The sequence below is a fragment of the Pseudomonas sp. PF05 genome (assembly GCF_056521845.1).
The window spans coordinates 158,793-174,093 of sequence record NZ_JBWLPW010000002.1 but is presented as its reverse complement, the minus strand read 5'-3'; the positions used below and the strand labels follow the sequence as shown (position 1 = coordinate 174,093).

15 protein-coding genes are annotated in these 15,301 nt (G+C 61.2%); 4 read left to right on the top strand and 11 right to left on the bottom strand.

Features of this window, described 5'->3' with window-relative positions; all coding sequences use genetic code 11:
* Positions 1-4: 4 nt before the first annotated feature.
* The gene (locus AC09SL_RS05850) at positions 5-862 is read right to left on the bottom strand and encodes an SDR family oxidoreductase (RefSeq protein WP_058544144.1); all 858 of its coding nucleotides are present in this window, start codon (positions 860-862) and stop codon (positions 5-7) included.
* Positions 863-1,054: 192 nt separating this feature from the next.
* Between AC09SL_RS05850 and AC09SL_RS05845 the strand changes: the two genes are divergently transcribed.
* On the top strand, positions 1,055-1,459 hold the full coding sequence (locus tag AC09SL_RS05845; RefSeq protein ID WP_058544143.1) for a VOC family protein: 405 nt from the start codon (positions 1,055-1,057) through the stop codon (positions 1,457-1,459).
* 175 nt (positions 1,460-1,634) lie between these two features.
* Here the strand turns inward: AC09SL_RS05845 and AC09SL_RS05840 are convergent, their stop codons facing one another.
* Both AC09SL_RS05840 and AC09SL_RS05835 read right to left on the bottom strand, forming a co-directional pair.
* Positions 1,635-2,783, bottom strand: coding sequence for a MalY/PatB family protein (locus AC09SL_RS05840; RefSeq protein WP_058544142.1), 1,149 nt, complete (start codon positions 2,781-2,783; stop codon positions 1,635-1,637).
* Positions 2,784-2,853: 70 nt separating this feature from the next.
* The gene (locus AC09SL_RS05835; RefSeq protein ID WP_155742066.1) at positions 2,854-3,276 is read right to left on the bottom strand and encodes a hypothetical protein; all 423 of its coding nucleotides are present in this window, start codon (positions 3,274-3,276) and stop codon (positions 2,854-2,856) included.
* Between the two features lie 110 nt (positions 3,277-3,386).
* On the opposite strand from AC09SL_RS05835, the gene AC09SL_RS05830 reads away from it, so the two are divergent.
* From AC09SL_RS05830 to AC09SL_RS05820, 3 genes are all read left to right on the top strand, one after another.
* Entirely contained in the window at positions 3,387-4,463 is a 1,077-nt protein-coding gene (locus AC09SL_RS05830) for an alpha/beta fold hydrolase (protein ID WP_058544140.1), read from the top strand.
* A 23-nt stretch (positions 4,464-4,486) separates the two neighbouring features.
* On the top strand, positions 4,487-5,263 hold the full coding sequence (locus AC09SL_RS05825; RefSeq protein WP_058544139.1) for an alpha/beta fold hydrolase: 777 nt from the start codon (positions 4,487-4,489) through the stop codon (positions 5,261-5,263).
* A gap of 124 nt (positions 5,264-5,387) precedes the next feature.
* Positions 5,388-6,134, top strand: coding sequence for a 3-oxoacyl-ACP reductase family protein (locus AC09SL_RS05820; protein ID WP_196764451.1), 747 nt, complete (start codon positions 5,388-5,390; stop codon positions 6,132-6,134).
* 241 nt (positions 6,135-6,375) lie between these two features.
* On the opposite strand, the gene AC09SL_RS05815 is transcribed toward AC09SL_RS05820, so the two are convergent.
* From AC09SL_RS05815 to AC09SL_RS05780, 8 genes are all read right to left on the bottom strand, one after another.
* Entirely contained in the window at positions 6,376-7,146 is a 771-nt protein-coding gene (locus AC09SL_RS05815; protein WP_058544138.1) for a creatininase family protein, read from the bottom strand.
* 182 nt (positions 7,147-7,328) lie between these two features.
* Entirely contained in the window at positions 7,329-9,566 is a 2,238-nt protein-coding gene (locus tag AC09SL_RS05810; protein WP_058544137.1) for a xanthine dehydrogenase family protein molybdopterin-binding subunit, read from the bottom strand.
* Between the two features lie 12 nt (positions 9,567-9,578).
* A complete protein-coding gene (locus AC09SL_RS05805) occupies positions 9,579-10,052 on the bottom strand; it encodes a (2Fe-2S)-binding protein (protein ID WP_058544136.1) in 474 nt (157 codons plus the stop codon).
* A gap of 213 nt (positions 10,053-10,265) precedes the next feature.
* Positions 10,266-11,585, bottom strand: a complete 1,320-nt coding sequence (locus AC09SL_RS05800; protein WP_058544153.1) for an OprD family porin — start codon at positions 11,583-11,585, stop codon at positions 10,266-10,268.
* 178 nt (positions 11,586-11,763) lie between these two features.
* Complete coding sequence (locus AC09SL_RS05795; protein ID WP_058544135.1) at positions 11,764-12,594, bottom strand: phosphodiesterase; 831 nt, start codon at positions 12,592-12,594, stop codon at positions 11,764-11,766.
* A gap of 25 nt (positions 12,595-12,619) precedes the next feature.
* On the bottom strand, positions 12,620-13,651 hold the full coding sequence (locus AC09SL_RS05790; RefSeq protein ID WP_064106823.1) for an ABC transporter ATP-binding protein: 1,032 nt from the start codon (positions 13,649-13,651) through the stop codon (positions 12,620-12,622).
* On the bottom strand, positions 13,648-14,442 hold the full coding sequence (locus AC09SL_RS05785; RefSeq protein WP_053179792.1) for an ABC transporter permease: 795 nt from the start codon (positions 14,440-14,442) through the stop codon (positions 13,648-13,650). Before AC09SL_RS05785 ends, AC09SL_RS05790 begins: the two co-directional genes overlap by 4 nt.
* Complete coding sequence (locus AC09SL_RS05780) at positions 14,439-15,293, bottom strand: ABC transporter permease (protein ID WP_058542385.1); 855 nt, start codon at positions 15,291-15,293, stop codon at positions 14,439-14,441. Before AC09SL_RS05780 ends, AC09SL_RS05785 begins: the two co-directional genes overlap by 4 nt.
* Between the last annotated feature and the right edge of the window lie 8 nt (positions 15,294-15,301).

The window sequence follows — 15,301 nt, the reverse complement described above, 5'->3', positions numbered from 1 at the left end:
GCTTCTACAGTATCGGCTTACCTCCGGTGATCCCATAGCGAGTCCCGGAGATGTAGCTGGCTTCGTCCGAGGCCAGCAGCACATAGATCGGCGCCACTTCGACTGGTTGGCCGGGGCGGCCAAGCGGGGTCTGGGAGCCGAAATTCCGTACCTCTTCCTCGGGCATGGTGGCCACGATCAGCGGCGTCCAGATCGGTCCTGGTGCCACGCTGTTCACCCGGATGCCCTTGGGGCCGAGCATCTGCGCCAGGCCGCCGGTGAAGTTGGCGATGGCGCCCTTGGTGGTGGCATACGCCAGCAGCGTCGGCTTTGGCATGTCGGAGTTGACCGAGCTGGTGTTGATGATCGAGCCTCCCGGCTTCATGTGCGGCACGGCGGCCTGGCAGATCCTGAACATCGCCGTGATGTTGATATCGAACGTTCGCACCCATTCCTCGTCAGGTATCTGCTCAAGACTTTCATGGGTCATCTGGAACGCGGCATTGTTGACCAGAACGTCGATATGCCCGAAGCGGGCGACGGTTTCATCGACGATTTTGCGGCACTGGTCCTTGTTTGCCAGGTCCCCGGGCAGCAACAGGCATTGGCGTCCGGCCTGCTCGACCCAGCGGGCGGTTTCCTTGGCGTCTTCATGCTCGTCCAGATAGGCAATCGCCACGTCAGCGCCTTCACGGGCAAAGGCAATGGCGACGGCGCGACCGATACCGCTGTCGGCGCCGGTGATCAGGGCGATTTTGTTCGCCAGTCGTCCGGAGCCGGTGTAGCTCTGTTCGCCGCAGTCCGGGTAGGGATCCATTTTCCGTTGGCTGCCGGGCACCGGCTGGCTTTGCTTCGGGAAGGGTGGGAAAGGGTATTCGACCATTGTCGTTCTCCAGGCTTGATGTGGTTGCGATGGAGGGTGGACTGTGGGGTTTCGGGCAGAGTTCGGTCGGATTTTCTTGCCAGTCGATGAGCGTGATGACGGGCGTTTCGTCGGTGAATAGAGCGTTGCGACGAGCATTGGATGAAGCTGTGTTTTTCAATGAAAATACGGGTTTCGATAAGGAGCAGGACAATGTTCAGCCACATACAGATCGGTGCGCGCGACCTGCCGAAAATGGTCGCTTTTTATGACGCAGTTCTCGGCTGCCTGGGGCTGGAGCGTATCGAGGGTGAACACGACTCGGGGCCGCCGGGGGAGGGTTGGCAACGGCCCGGCAAGCATTGGCCACAGGTTTTCGTCCAGTTGCCTTTCAACGGCCTGCCCGCCACCTGGGGCAATGGCATGCAGGTGAGCTTCGCCGCTGACTCCCCGCAAACCGTGCGTGCTGCCTGGGAGCAGGCGATTGCCATGGGCGGCTTCGACGAAGGCCCACCCGGCCCGAGGCCGCAGTATTGCGAAGGTTATTTCGGGGCGTATTGCCGCGATCCGGAGGGTAACAAGCTGTGCTTTGTCCATGCGCCGGATATGCATGAATAAAGCCCGAACCCACTCGATTCTGCAGGAGCCGTGTAGGAGCCGTGTAGGAGCTGACGAGTGCAACGAGGCTGCGATCTTTGCACTGTCCATTGAGTCCAGAGCGAAAGATCAAGATCAAGATCAAAAGATCGCAGGCTTCGCCAGCTCCTACAGGCGCCGCGGGAGCAGGGGTGAATTAGACCCTGGCCTTGAGGCTGCGCTCCATTCGCGCAATCCCTTCCTCCAGCAGCGCCCGCGGGCAGCCGAAGTTCAAGCGCACGAACTGACCGGCATCGTCGCCAAAATCCAGGCCGGCACTCAGCCCCACCTTGGCTTCTTTCAGAAAGAAGCCCTGTGGGTCATCCAGCCCCAACCCGGAGCAATCCAGCCAGGCCAGGTAAGTGCCCTGGGGCACGGTCATGGTGATGCCTGGCAGGCGGGTGTTCACCGCTTCGGCCAGGTAATCGCGGTTGGCTTGCAGGTACGCCTTCAAGGCCTCTAGCCACGGACCGGCTTCGCTATAGGCCGCACGGGTCGCTTCAAGGCCCAGGGCATTGACGCTGTCGACCATGCCGGCCCGGGCGCTGTTGACCCGTTCGCGCACCTTGGCGTTCTGGATAATGGCGAACGAGGTTTTCAAACCGGCGATGTTGAAGGCCTTGCTGGCGGACATCAGGGTGATGGTGCGCTCGGCAATTTCCGGGCTGAGGGAGGCGGTCGGAATGTGCACTCGGCCGTCGAAGCACAGCTCGGCATGGATTTCGTCGGAGATGATCCAGGCGTCCTGCTCCAGGCAAATGTCTGCCACGGCCTTGAGTTCCTGGCGGTCAAACACCTTGCCCAACGGGTTGTGAGGATTGCTCAGCAACAGCGCGCCACCGCCCTGCAATGCTTCGCGCAATGCAGCCAACGGTGTATGGAATTCGCCGTTGACCGAGTTGAATGGCAATTCCACTTTGTTCAACTGCCAGTGACCCGGGGCGTTGCGCAGCGGCGGGTAGTTGGGCACCTGCACCACGACATTCTGCTGGGGTTCTACCAAGGCATGCAGCGCCATGTTGAAGCCCGGTTCGACACCCGGCAGGAACACAATCTGCTGGGGCTCGACGCGCCAGGCGTACTTGCTCCACAGGTCGGCCACGACGGCCGCACGCAGATCGTCCTGGGCCACGCTGTAGCCCAGCATCGGATGTTCCAGGCGCTTGTGCAGCGCGTCGATGATCACGGGCGGGGCGGGGAAGTCCATATCGGCGACCCACATCGGCAACACATCGGCCGGGTAGCGGCTCCATTTGGTACTGCCGGTGCCGTGGCGTTCCAATACCGTATCGAAATCGAAAGTCATGGGGGGTTCCATCAGTCAGTCATGAAATGGCGAACATCATAAAGCAAAGGGCTGCGCAGAAAGGACGCAGTTATATAAGTTGGAGTTGCCTCAACACGACAAAAACCAGCAGGGCTGTGCAAATCCCATAGACGCTGGCAAGCAGAACAGGGTTGCCCGTGCAGGTTGTCAGCGGGGTAGGTGTGCTGCGTCTGACAAAAAAGTTAATTGCACCTATCCCGACAATCATCATGACGGCCGTTGCCGTGAATATACCTAGCGGAAGGTAATCGGAGGGTTTGATCTCTACGATCGTGGCAACCAGGATGAAAGAGGAGGACAAAGTTATTATGGCGCCCAATGTCCACAACGAAAGATCGCCCGCCAGTCGACGGACGGCGTCTGCAAGCCAGCCACCCTGCAGCACAGGTTCATGTCCTGGTTCATCGCGCTGCGGTGCAGTGAAAAAGTATCTTTGTGTATCCGGCTCCGCTGTCGATACGAACTGTTTCACTCAAAGCCGTTACTGACACATGCGCGATACCTGGCGAACGTCAAATGAGCCCCATCGAGACAGCTCAAGCCCGTCTCACTGGCTCACCCACCGTTCGCAAGGAGTTCCACATGAACATGTCTTTGTTGAATCATTCGTCCGCACCGCGGCATCGGCGCTTGCTCGCGCCATCCATCCTGGCATTCGCTTTGATCCAGCTGGGTGCCTTGGGTTTTGCCGCGTCCCAGGCAAGTGCTGCTGATGTACCTGCCAGCACCATCGGCGCCATTACGCCGGGTAGTCACACGTCGTTCGGCCCGCTCAAGCACGTCAAGGCCGGCCTGCTGGACGTTTCCTATGCCGAGGTCGGTCCCGCCGATGGGCCGGTGGTCATCCTGCTGCACGGTTGGCCCTATGACATTCACAGTTACGCAGATGTGGCGCCAGCGTTGGCAGAGAAGGGCTATCGCGTGCTGATTCCGTATGCCCGCGGTTATGGCGATACGCGCTTCCTGTCGGCCAAGACCCTGCGCAACGGCCAACCTTCTGCACTGGCAAGCGATCTGATTGATTTCATGGACGCGCTGAAGATCAAGCAGGCCGTGCTGGGCGGTTATGACTGGGGCGCACGCACCGCCGACATTGTCGCGGCCCTTTGGCCGGAGCGGGTGAAGGCGCTGGTGGCGGTGAGTGGCTACCTGATCGGCAGCCAGGAGGCCGGCAAGACGCCGCTGCCTCCGGCCGCCGAACTGCAGTGGTGGTATCAGTTCTACTTTGCGACAGAGCGTGGTCGCCTCGGTTACGAGAAAAACACCCACGACTTCGCCAAGCTGATCTGGAAGCTGGCGTCACCCAAGTGGAACTTCGATGATGCGACGTATGACCGAAGCGCCGCCGCTTTGCAGAACCCCGATCATGTCGCCGTTTCAATCTTCAACTATCGCTGGCGCCTGGGCCTGGTCAAGGGCGAGGCCAAATACGACGCGCTGGAAAAGAAACTGGCAACGTTCCCGTCGATCAGCGTGCCGACTATCACGTTGGAGGGTGATGCCAATGGTGCTCCTCATCCGCCCGCCGAAGCCTATGCCAAGCGTTTCACCGGTAAATACGAGTATCGCCTGATCAATGGCGGTGTCGGCCACAACTTGCCGCAAGAAGCGCCGCAGGCGTTCGCCCAAGCCGTGATCGATGCCGATCATCTGCGCTAACACCCAAACCCAAGGAGTTTTCAATGAAAAAAGTCATTGCCGTACTGGCGTGCAGCGCCGGCCTGTTCATCGGTGCCAACGCGTTTGCGCAAACTGAAAAACCCACCGTGGTCCTGGTGCATGGCGCCTTTGCCGATGCATCAAGCTGGAATGGCGTCGCCAGGATTCTCGAGAAAGACGGCTACACGGTGGTGGCGGCGGCCAACCCTCTGCGCAGCGTGAAAAGCGATGGCGCGGCGGTGTCAGCCTTGTTGACCAGCATCAAGTCTCCCGTTGTGCTGGTTGGTCACTCCTACGGGGGCAACGTGATCAGCGAAGCGGCCAATGACCACGCCAACGTCAAGGCACTGGTCTACGTCAGCGCGTTCGCACCCGAGGCGGGGGAAACCGTCGCTGGGCTTGCCGGCAAATTCCCGGGCAGCACCCTGGGCCCAACCCTAGCCGCGCCTGTCCCGTTGGCTGATGGCGGCAAGGATCTGTACATCCAGCAAGACAAGTTCCACGACCAGTTCGCTGCGGATGTTCCCGCCGGAGAAGCGGCCCTGATGGCCGCGACTCAACGACCGGTCACGCAAGCGGCTTTGAACGAGCAGGCCGGGCCGCCCGCCTGGAAGCACATTGCGTCCTGGTTCATCTATGGCGACAAGGACAAGAACATTCCGCCGCAGGCCATGGCGTTCATGGCCCAGCGTGCCGAGGCCAAGGCGGTGAAAGTGGTCAAGGGCGCGTCTCATGTGGTGATGGTTTCAAATCCCGAGCCGGTCGCTCGCTTGATTGAAACAGCTGCCGCGGCGAAGTGATGCCCTGGCCTGTGGACATAGACACCCAATGATCGGCGGATCGATCAAGGCAAGCCGCTGCGCCTGTCTTGATCGATTTTTCCTGCCGGTCGTGAATCATCAATTGAAGGGTTGGAAAATGATTATTACCTCGCAACGTTTTACCGCCAGGATCGCCCTGGTCACGGGTGGCTCCCGCGGCATTGGCGCCGCAGTGGTCCGTCGCCTGGCCAAGGAGGGCGCGGCGGTTGCCTTCACCTATTCGGCATCCCGGGCCAGCGCCGAGGCACTTGTCTCCAGCATCGAGGGCGAAGGTGGCAAGGCATTGGCAATCAAGGCGGACAGTAGAATTGCCGAAGACATCGAGCGCGCCGTGACGACCACGGTGGCGCATTTTGGGGCGCTGAACATCCTGGTAAACAACGCCGGCATCCTGGGGCTCGGCTCGGTCGACGACTTCAGCATTGAGGCCTTTGATCAGATGTATGCGGTCAATGTGCGGGCGGCCTACATTGCGGCCAAAGCGTGTTCCAAGGTCATGAACCGTGGGGACCGAATCATCACGGTCGGCAGCGTGGCGGGGGAGCGTACCGGCTTTCCCGGTTCCAGCGCCTATTCCATGAGCAAGTCCGCGCTCATCGGTATGGTCCGCGGCCTGGCCCTGGACTTTGCCCCGCGCGGCATCACCGTCAACAACATTCAGCCGGGGCCGACCGCGACCGATATGAACCCGGCCGACGCGCCCTATCTTGAACACGTGGTGGGCCTGGTTCCCTTGGGGCGCTTGGGGACGGCAGATGAAATCGCTGGCATGGCTGCCTACCTGGCCAGCGATGACGCTTCATTTGTCACCGGTGCGAGCCTGACCGTCGATGGCGGTTACCTGGCCTGATGGATCGACTTTCGACTGAGCTGCAATGACGCAGGAGTGGCGAGCTCCTGCGTTTGGTATTGGCGTCAGCCCCAAGACGGTCAACGCTGCACAGGCAGCTATCGCCATAACGTTCGGTCATACCGGTTCCCTCTGGAGTCAAGGTTCAACTGTTCATGGGCGATGCCTACAGGTGCGCCATGCGAGCAGTTGGGAGACTCAAGAGTGATGCCTTGAACCGTCTAGCACCAGTTATGCGCCGTTAGCGTTTGTTAGTTGAGGCGCTGGCGGGCGCCGGTTCCCGGGTGAAGGCATCCAGCTCCCGCACCAGGCTCTGGGCCGCCAGCATGACCAATTCGGCGCCTTTTTCCGGTGTCGCCTGGGCCGGATCCGAACCCATGCGCCCGTCGGGAAAGCGCAGGCGGAAATCATGGGCCTCGCGTATAGGGCCCGAGTTGGCAATTTGGGGGGTGTAATCAGCCGTTTTGATCGAGTCCGGGTAGGCCCACTGGGTCACAGCGATCTCCGACGGTGTGGCATGGACGCCGTGGCCTGTCGGGAATTGACGGTTGGCCAGTGCACCGACACCTTCCAAGTCCCACCAGTTGCACAACTTCAAGGCAAACCCGGCCGGGCGTCGTGCGAAACTCGCCTCGGCGTACAGCTCCGAAAACGCAGCCTCGATCGAAGCGATATTGCCGCCATGACCATTGAGGAAGAAGATTTTCTCGAAGCCATGGGCGGCCAAGGAACGCACCCAGTCACCAATGGCTGCAATAAAGGTCGAAGGCCTTAGCGTGATGGTCCCGGCAAAACCAATGTGATGTTGGGCCATGCCGATGTTGAAGGTGGGCGCCACCAGAATATCGGCAGCTTTTTGCGCTTCGTTGGCGATGATCTCCGGGCACATCCAGTCGGTACCTAATAGCCCGGTGGGGCCATGCTGCTCGTTCGATCCGATGGGAATGACAATGGTGCGACTGCGATTGAGGAACTGCTCGATTTCAGGCCAGGTCGACTTGTATAAAAGCATTTTTTTACCTCGCTATTACAAACTCCTTTCGGAGCAGGTCAGGGCGTTGTTTGCGCTATGCGGATGGTAAACCACGAGGGCGATCGCGCTCGTGGCCAACCAAGTCAATCACAGCATGACGCAGGCGAGGCAGAACATTACACGTACGTATCGATCGCAAACATGCCAATGTTCGCGTCCCGTCACGCCAACTTGAACGGCAACTCACGCAACGGTTTGCCCGTCAGGCTCGCCACCGCGTTGGCAAAAGCGGGGGCCAGCGCCGGCAGGCCGGGTTCACCCATCCCCGTAGGAGGCTCGGCGCTGGGCACGATGTGGACGGCAAATGTCGGCATGTCGGTGATGCGCGGCACGCTGAAGTCAGCGAAATTGCTTTGCTGCACCACGCCATCTTTCAGGGTGATGGCGCCACCGGGCAGGCACATCGACAAGCCCATCAGCGCCGCGCCTTGGACCTGGGCCTCGACACTGCGTGGGTTGACCACCAGGTTGCAGTGCACGCCGGCCGTCACGTTGTGCAGCACCGGTCGACCGTCTTGCACTGAAGCTTCGACGACGTAGGCCACCACCGAGCTGAACGACTCGTGGACCGCCACGCCCCAGGCACGGCCCTCCGGCAACTGGCGCTTGCCATACTCGCTCTTGTCCACGGCCAATTGCAGCGCCTCGCGGTGGCGCGGGTTCTGGTCACCAAACAGCTTCATCCGGTAGGCGACTGGATCCTGCTGGGTCGTGCGGGCGATCTCGTCGATCAGCGTTTCCATCACAAACGCCGTATGGGTAGAGCCCACGCTGCGCCACCACAGCACGGGAACGTTGAGTTTGGGGTGATGAACCGTTAGCCGCATGGGCAGCGGATACGGATTGCGCAGGCCTTCCGTGGCAGTGGGGTCGATGCCATTTTTCACCCGCCCACCAAATACGGTGCCGGAGAGGATCGATTGGCCAACCAGGGCGTGGTCCCACGCGAGAACCTTGCCATCGTCGTCAAAACCGATCCGCGCGCGGTGCAGGTGCATGGGGCGGTAGTAACCGCCCTTGATGTCGTCCTCCCGGCTCCACAGGGTGCGGATAGGGGCGTTGACCCCGGCGGTGCGCGCGGCCTTGGCCACCTCGCAAGCCAGTACGACGAAATCGTTGGTGGGCACGCCGCGCCGGCCAAACCCACCGCCGGCGGTCTGCACGTTCACCTGGATCTGCTCTGGCTTGAGGTCCAGCACCTTGGCGGCCGCGGCACCATCACCGCCGGGGAACTGCGTACCGACCCACAGTTGAGCGCTATCCTGGGCAAGTTGCACAGTGCAATTGAGGGGTTCCATCGGGGCATGGGCGAGATAGGGAAACACGAACTCGGCGTCCAGTTGATGCGGCGCGGTGGCAAGCGGCGTCATGTCAGCATCAAAGTGCAGCGGGCCGGGCTGGCTGGCCAGTTCCCGGTATTGAGCCAATTGTTTCTCGCTGTCCACTTTTTCTACAGCGTTCGCATTCCACTCCACCTTCAGCGCATCGCGTGCCACCTTTGCCTGCCAGTAACTGTCGGCGACCACCGCAACACCTTCGGCACCGCCGTCCAGTGGTACGCGCAACACGGCTTTTACACCTTTCGTGGAGCGTGCCGCGCTGTCATCCAAAGACGCGATCCTGGCGCCGAACACCGGAGGTCGGGCGACGACAGCGGTGAGTTGCCCCGGTAGATGCATGTCGATGCCAAAATCCTGCTGGCCGCTGCTCTTGGCATTGGCGTCGATGCGTGTCGTGGCCTGGCCGATGATGCGGAAATCCTTGGGATCCTTGAGCGTGATCTGCTCGGGCATCGGCATCGCCATCGCGGCTTCTGCCAACTCGCCGTAGCTCGCTTTGCGGCCTCCCGGGCCGAGGACCATGCCGGCCTGGGTGCTCAGGCTCGCCACGTCCACGTTCCAGCGCGCGGCGGCGGCACTCAGTAACATGGCGCGGGCACGGGCGCCGAGTTCGCGGTACTGGGTATAGCTGTTCTTGATCGAGTTGGAGCCACCCGTGAGGTGGATGCCGAAGGCCGGATCCAGATAGGCGGCGTCACTGTTGCCGTTGCGACTGCGTACCAGGCTCCAGTCGGCATCGAGCTCTTCGGCCAAAATCATCGGCAGGCTGGTCTGTACACCCTGGCCGAACTCCAGGCGGTTGATGGTTACCGTGACCTCGCCGCTGGGCGCGATCTGCACGAATGCCGAGGGTTGCTGGGTCGGTTTGAGCGGCGCGGCAGCACCATTGGCCTCTTGCGCCAGGGCCAGGTGTGGAAACGCCCCCAAGGCCAGCCCGCCGATGCCGACGATCTTGAGAAAGCTGCGGCGCGCCAGCGTAGCGGGGCCGTCAGCCTCGTCGCGTTCAAGCAGGTGCTGCAAGGCGCGAGGGTGCTCGTTCGGGAAAATCTCGTTCAACATGGTCTGCTCCGATCAGGCAAGGGCTTTGGCGGCATCTGCCACCGCAGCGCGGATACGGGCGTAGGTGCCACAGCGGCAGATATTGCCGGCCATGGCCGAGTCGATCTCGGCAGCTGTGGGCTGCTTGCCCTTGGGCTGGGCCTTGAGAAACGCAGTCGCGCTCATGATCTGGCCGCTCTGGCAGTAGCCACATTGCGCCACGTCGTGCTTGACCCACGCCTCGTGCACGGCGGCGCCGACCGGGTCGCTGCCGTTGGTTGCCGCTTCGATGGTGGTGATCTTCTTGCCTTCGGCGGCGGCAATGGGCGTCACGCAGGAACGAATGGCCTGGCCATCCAGGTGCACGGTGCAGGCGCCGCACAACGCCACGCCGCAGCCGAACTTGGTGCCGGTCATGCCCAGCGTGTCGCGCAGGGTCCAAAGAATCGGGGTGCTTGGGTCTACGTCCACCGTGTATTCACGGCCATTGATATTGAGGGCGCTCATAGGGGTACCAGCTCCGGATGGTTTGGCTCTGGTCAACTATAGGAAGCAATGCCAGGAGGCGATTGCACGATCCGGGCGGATAATTGCCTGATCGTGCGAATCGAATAGGTGCTGAGTGTGGCCAAAGCACAGGGGAGATCCCAACAGACAACAAAGAGCCAGGAGAGTGTCACGTGTAGGTTCGACTCCCTGGCCCCGAACAATACTGACCGCTTACATCAACGGAATGCTATAGCTCACGATCAGGCGATTCTGATCCTGGTCGCGGGCAATATCGCTTCGCGACATGGCGTTGCGCCAGCCGAAACCGACGTTCTTCAACGCGCCGCTCTGGACCACATAGTCCAGGGAAATATCACGCTCCCATTCACTGGCATCCTGGCCGCTGGCGGTCTGGATGTTGTCGCCCTTGAGGTACATCACCGACGCCTTCAAGCCCGGAACGCCAAGCCCTGCGAAGTCATAGGCATACTGGGCGAATGCCGTGCGCTCGCCGGCCTGGATGAATGTCTGGATGGTGCGGTCGGTGTAGAGATAAAGACTCGCGCCGCCTTCGCCTTTGCCCACCAGGCCGCCCTGGTTGAGTTGTGTAAAGTTGCTGTCTTCGGACACGCTTTGATAACCGGCGGTAATGGCATGGCCGCCCAACGAATAAATGAACGCTGCACTCCAGGTATCGTTGTCGATTTCACCGCTGCCGTCCTTGGTATAGCCGCCGAGTTTGTAACCGCTGGCGCGACCAGCTGCGCTGCTGTTCTTGCCATCGGACGTGGTCTTGAAGTAACGCAGGTCGGTTTTCAACGAGCCGTATTCACCCAGTGGCAAAACATGCAGCAAACCGGCGAAGTGCTGCTGGTAGTAATCTTCCAGATTGGCGTAGTAATACTGGGCCGTCAGGTCCTTGGTCAGTTTGTAATCGCCCCCGGCAAAGGTGAATTTATTGCTCTCCTGGCTGCCGCCCGCCACGGCCAGGCCGGCGCTGTCGCTCGAAGCTCGGCCGGTGGCGTGTTCCAGTTGTCCGGCAGTGAAGGTCAGGTTGTCGATTTCATTGCTGGTGACTTGGCCACCCTCGAAGGTTTGTGGCAGCAGGCGGCCATCGTTGGAAACCAGAATCGGCAGTTTCGGCTGCAAGGTGCCGTACCGCAGCTCGGTCTTGGAAACACGCATCTTCGCTGTTGCACCGAGACGCGCCCATTGGTCCGCCGCCTTGTCGCCATCGTTGGGAAACATCGAGCCGCCAACGTGACGACCCGCGCCGCTGTCGAGCTTCAGGCCCAGCAACCCGATCGCATCCAGGCCAAACCCCACGGTGCCGTCGGTAAACCCGGATTGATAATTGAGCATGAAGGCCTGGCCCCATTCTTCGGTCTTCGAAGGTGCAGCGGCGCCGTCACGGTTATCGTTATTGAAGTAGAAGTTGCGCAAGTTCAAGTTGGCTTTGCTGTCGCTGATAAAATCAGCAGACGCCAATGGACTCAGGACCAGACTCACACCGCCAGTTAAAACACTCAGTACTTGAATTAATGCTTTCATCAGGACGAACTCCACCGCGGAATCACTGTTCCGGGCATGTTGGAAACGCAGTAGGAGGCGCTCGGCCAATCACCTGATTGGCCGACGCGTTGAATAACTCGTTAGAAAATCTTCAATGCATAGAGTGGGGTAGGGGATAAGTCTCCAAAGAATGCCATCAGTGAAAGTCCCTGGGTTATCAGTCGATCAATCCATGAGCGTCATAAAAGGGGTACGGTCCGGGATACTCGCCAAACACGCCGTTATGGGTCACCAACCCCTGTCCATGCCAGTGGTGCAGCAGGTAGCCGGGTGGTTCCAGGTTGAAATGCGCGGGCGCGGTTGGCTGTAGATCCAGGACAATTTGATGGGAGGTGCCGGGACACACGCAGCTCAGGCTGCCGCCAAACCGTCGCTGCATCGGCCGATGCAAATGCCCGCACAGCAAGCGCTCCACCTGCGGATGACGGGCGATGACCTGCTCCAGCGCCGAGGCGTTGATGAACGGCTCGCGGTCCATGTGGCCGATGCCGCTGATAAACGGCGGGTGGTGCAGGATCAACAGCGTTGGTGCATCGGGGCGAGCCGCCAGCTGTTCATCGAGCCAGCTCAACTGGCTGTCCAGCAACCGGCCGCCATGGCCGCCGGCAATGGTGCTGTCCAGGCCGATCAGGCGCAGCGGATAGTCGTCAACCACCCAATCCAACGGGGCTCCGGGCAAGCTTGGCAAATAGTCATGATCGGCAAATGCTGAGCGCAAATGTTCGCGGTTGTCATGGTTACCCGGCACCAGGTAGCAAGGCATGTGCAGGCGCGCCAGTTCGGGGTGCAGCACGGCATATTCATCGGGGCGACCGAAGTCCACCAGGTCGCCACTGATCACCACGATGTCGGGACGCGGTACCCGGGTATTCAAATGATCAACGGCTTGACGCAACGCGGCGAGGGTGTCGACGACGCCATAGGTCAGTTTTTCCCCGGCCTTGAGATGCAGGTCACTGATCTGCGCAATGAGAAACGGATGATTCAAAATAAGCCCTCTGAAAACACGAATGTCACGATGACAGGGTGAACAGCACCTGCGGCTCGACGGCCAAGGCGATCAGCGCACCGGGGGTGTGTATGACGCTGTCGGTGCTGTCCACCAGCAAGGGTTGGGCGGCGCCGACGTCCACCAACAGGCGGCTTTGAGCGCCCTGGAAAAACTGGCCCACCAGGCGCCCGCGCAGATGCCCCTCGTTGTCCATCACCCGCAAATGCTCGGGCCGGCAATAGACGGTGGCGGGCAGCCCGGCACCGCGCCATGGCAACTCTCCGCCGTGGACTTTCAAGCTCATTGAGGTGTGCTCGAGCACCGCGAAAGCGTTGAGGTTGCCGACAAAACTGGCGACGAAAGCGTTGGCCGGTTGCTGATAGATTTCCCGTGGGCCGGCCAATTGCGCGACGCGGCCGCGCTCCATGACCAGGATCCGGTTGCCCAGGGCCATGGCTTCACCCTGATCGTGGGTGACGAACACAGCGGTAATGCCCAACTGGCGTAGCAACTGGTCCAACTCGCTGCGCAAGCGTTCACGCAACTGCGCGTCCAATGCCGCCAAGGGTTCATCGAGCAGCAATACCCGGGGCTTGGGCGCCAGGGCGCGGGCGAGGGCGACCCGTTGGCGCTGGCCGCCGGACAACTCGTGGATGCTGCGCGTGCCATGATCCTGAAGGCCCACCAGTTCCAGCAGCTCCGAGCAGCGCTTGTTCCGTTCGGCAGGCGCCATGCCGCGAATCTTCAAGCCATAGACGATGTTGCCGGCCACATCCAGGTTGGGAAACAACGCATAGTTCTGAAACACCATGCCCACGTCGCGCCGTTCGATGGGCAGCCGGGTGACGTCAGTGTCGCCAAAAAATACTTGCCCCACATCCGGGCGTTCGAGCCCGGCGATCAGCCGCAAGGTGGTGGTTTTACCGCAACCGGACGGGCCGAGGATCGCCAGGGTTTCGCCGGCCTCTATGGTCAGGTCCAGGTCATGCACGGCAACGGTGCCGTCCGAGAACGCCTTGCGGCAACCCGCCAGGCGAATGGTGGTTCCGGTCATCGTTTTTCTCCACGGGAAAGGCGCGCGCTGATGGCCTGCAACGCAATCAGCAGCGGCACGATCATCAGCAGGAATATGAGGGTGTAGGCGCTGGCGACTTCCAGCCTGGCCGAGGCATAGCTGTCCGCCAGGCCTACCGGCAATGTCTTGGTCATCGGCGTGTGGAGCATCCAGGTCAGGTTGAACTCGCCCAGCGACAGCGTGACAACCATGAGCACCCCGGCGAGAATCCCCGCCCGGCAGTTGGGTACCACCACACTGAAGAATCGTCGCAGCGGCCCGGCACCAAGGCTGGCCGCGGCTTCTTCCAGGACGGGCAAGTGCTGGCGTTGCATCACCGCCATCACCGGCCGCACCAGGAACGGCAGGGTAAACAGCACATGACCGACGAGGATGAACAGCCAACTGCTGCGAAATCCGCCGAACTGCCCATAGGTGAGCAGCAACGCCAGGGCGCTGGCCAGGCCGGGCATCGCCACCGGCAGCACCATCAACTCCTCGAACGCGCGGCTGAAGCGGTTGTTCATCCGTACCAGCGCGTAAGCCGCCGGAACACCCACCACGCAGACGCACAGTGCGCAGGCCACGGCCAGTTGCAGGGAGAGCCAGACCGTCGGCGAATAGGCCTGCCAGACTTGCACCAGCCAATCGAACGTCAGTCCGCTGGACACACCCTGGAAATAATTGCGTGTCAGCCCGGCCAGCAGCGACATCAACACCGGCACCAACATGAACGCGCAGACCAGCAGGGTGAACAGCAGTTGCCCGATGAACAGCGTTGAACGCTTCACAAGACTGTCCTCGAATTTTTCGCCAGGCGCCTGGCCAATAGCAACACCGCCCAGGTCAGCACCCCCAGCACCACCGACAGCGCAGCGGCTACGGTGAAATTGGCGTAGTTGGTGAACACGTTGTAGATCGCCACCGGGGTCACGTTCAGGCGGGTGCCCAGGGTGAAGGCCGTACCGAACGCGCCCATGGAGGTGGCAAAGCAGATCGCTCCGCAGGAGACCAGCGCCGGCGCCAGGCCGGGGACGATGACATCGCAGATCACTCGCCAGTGGCCGGCGCCCAGTGAGTGCGCGGCTTCTTCCAGGCTGCGATCCAGGCTTTCGCAGGCGGCCATCACCGTGAGGATCACCCGCGGGATGGAGAAGTACAGATAACCGACGCACAACCCCATCAACGAATAGGCGAAGATCCAGCGCTCACCTGCCAGTTCGAGGCCAAGGCTGGCGAACAAACCTTGGCGCCCAGCCAGCAGAATCACCAGGAACCCGACGACCACACCGGGGAACGCCAACGGGAAGGTCAACAAGGCGACCAACAGCGAACGGCCGAATAAGCGCTGGCGACTGAGGAAAACCCCACTGATGCCACCCACCAACAGCGCCGCGAGGGTGGTCGCCAGGGCCAGCAGGCAAGTCTGTACCAGGCTGCCCAGGTATTGCGCACTGCCCAGTACCTGCCAATAACCGCTTTCGCCGCCGTCACGACTTTCCCCGCCCAGCACGACCAGGTGCGCCAGCGGCAACAGCCAGAATGCGAACAGCACCGCTGCCGCAGGTGCCAGGGCCCAGGCCGCGGTCAGCCGCAAGCGCGGTACCGTGGCCTGGCCCGACGAGACTCCCCGGGCGTTTATTACCGAGG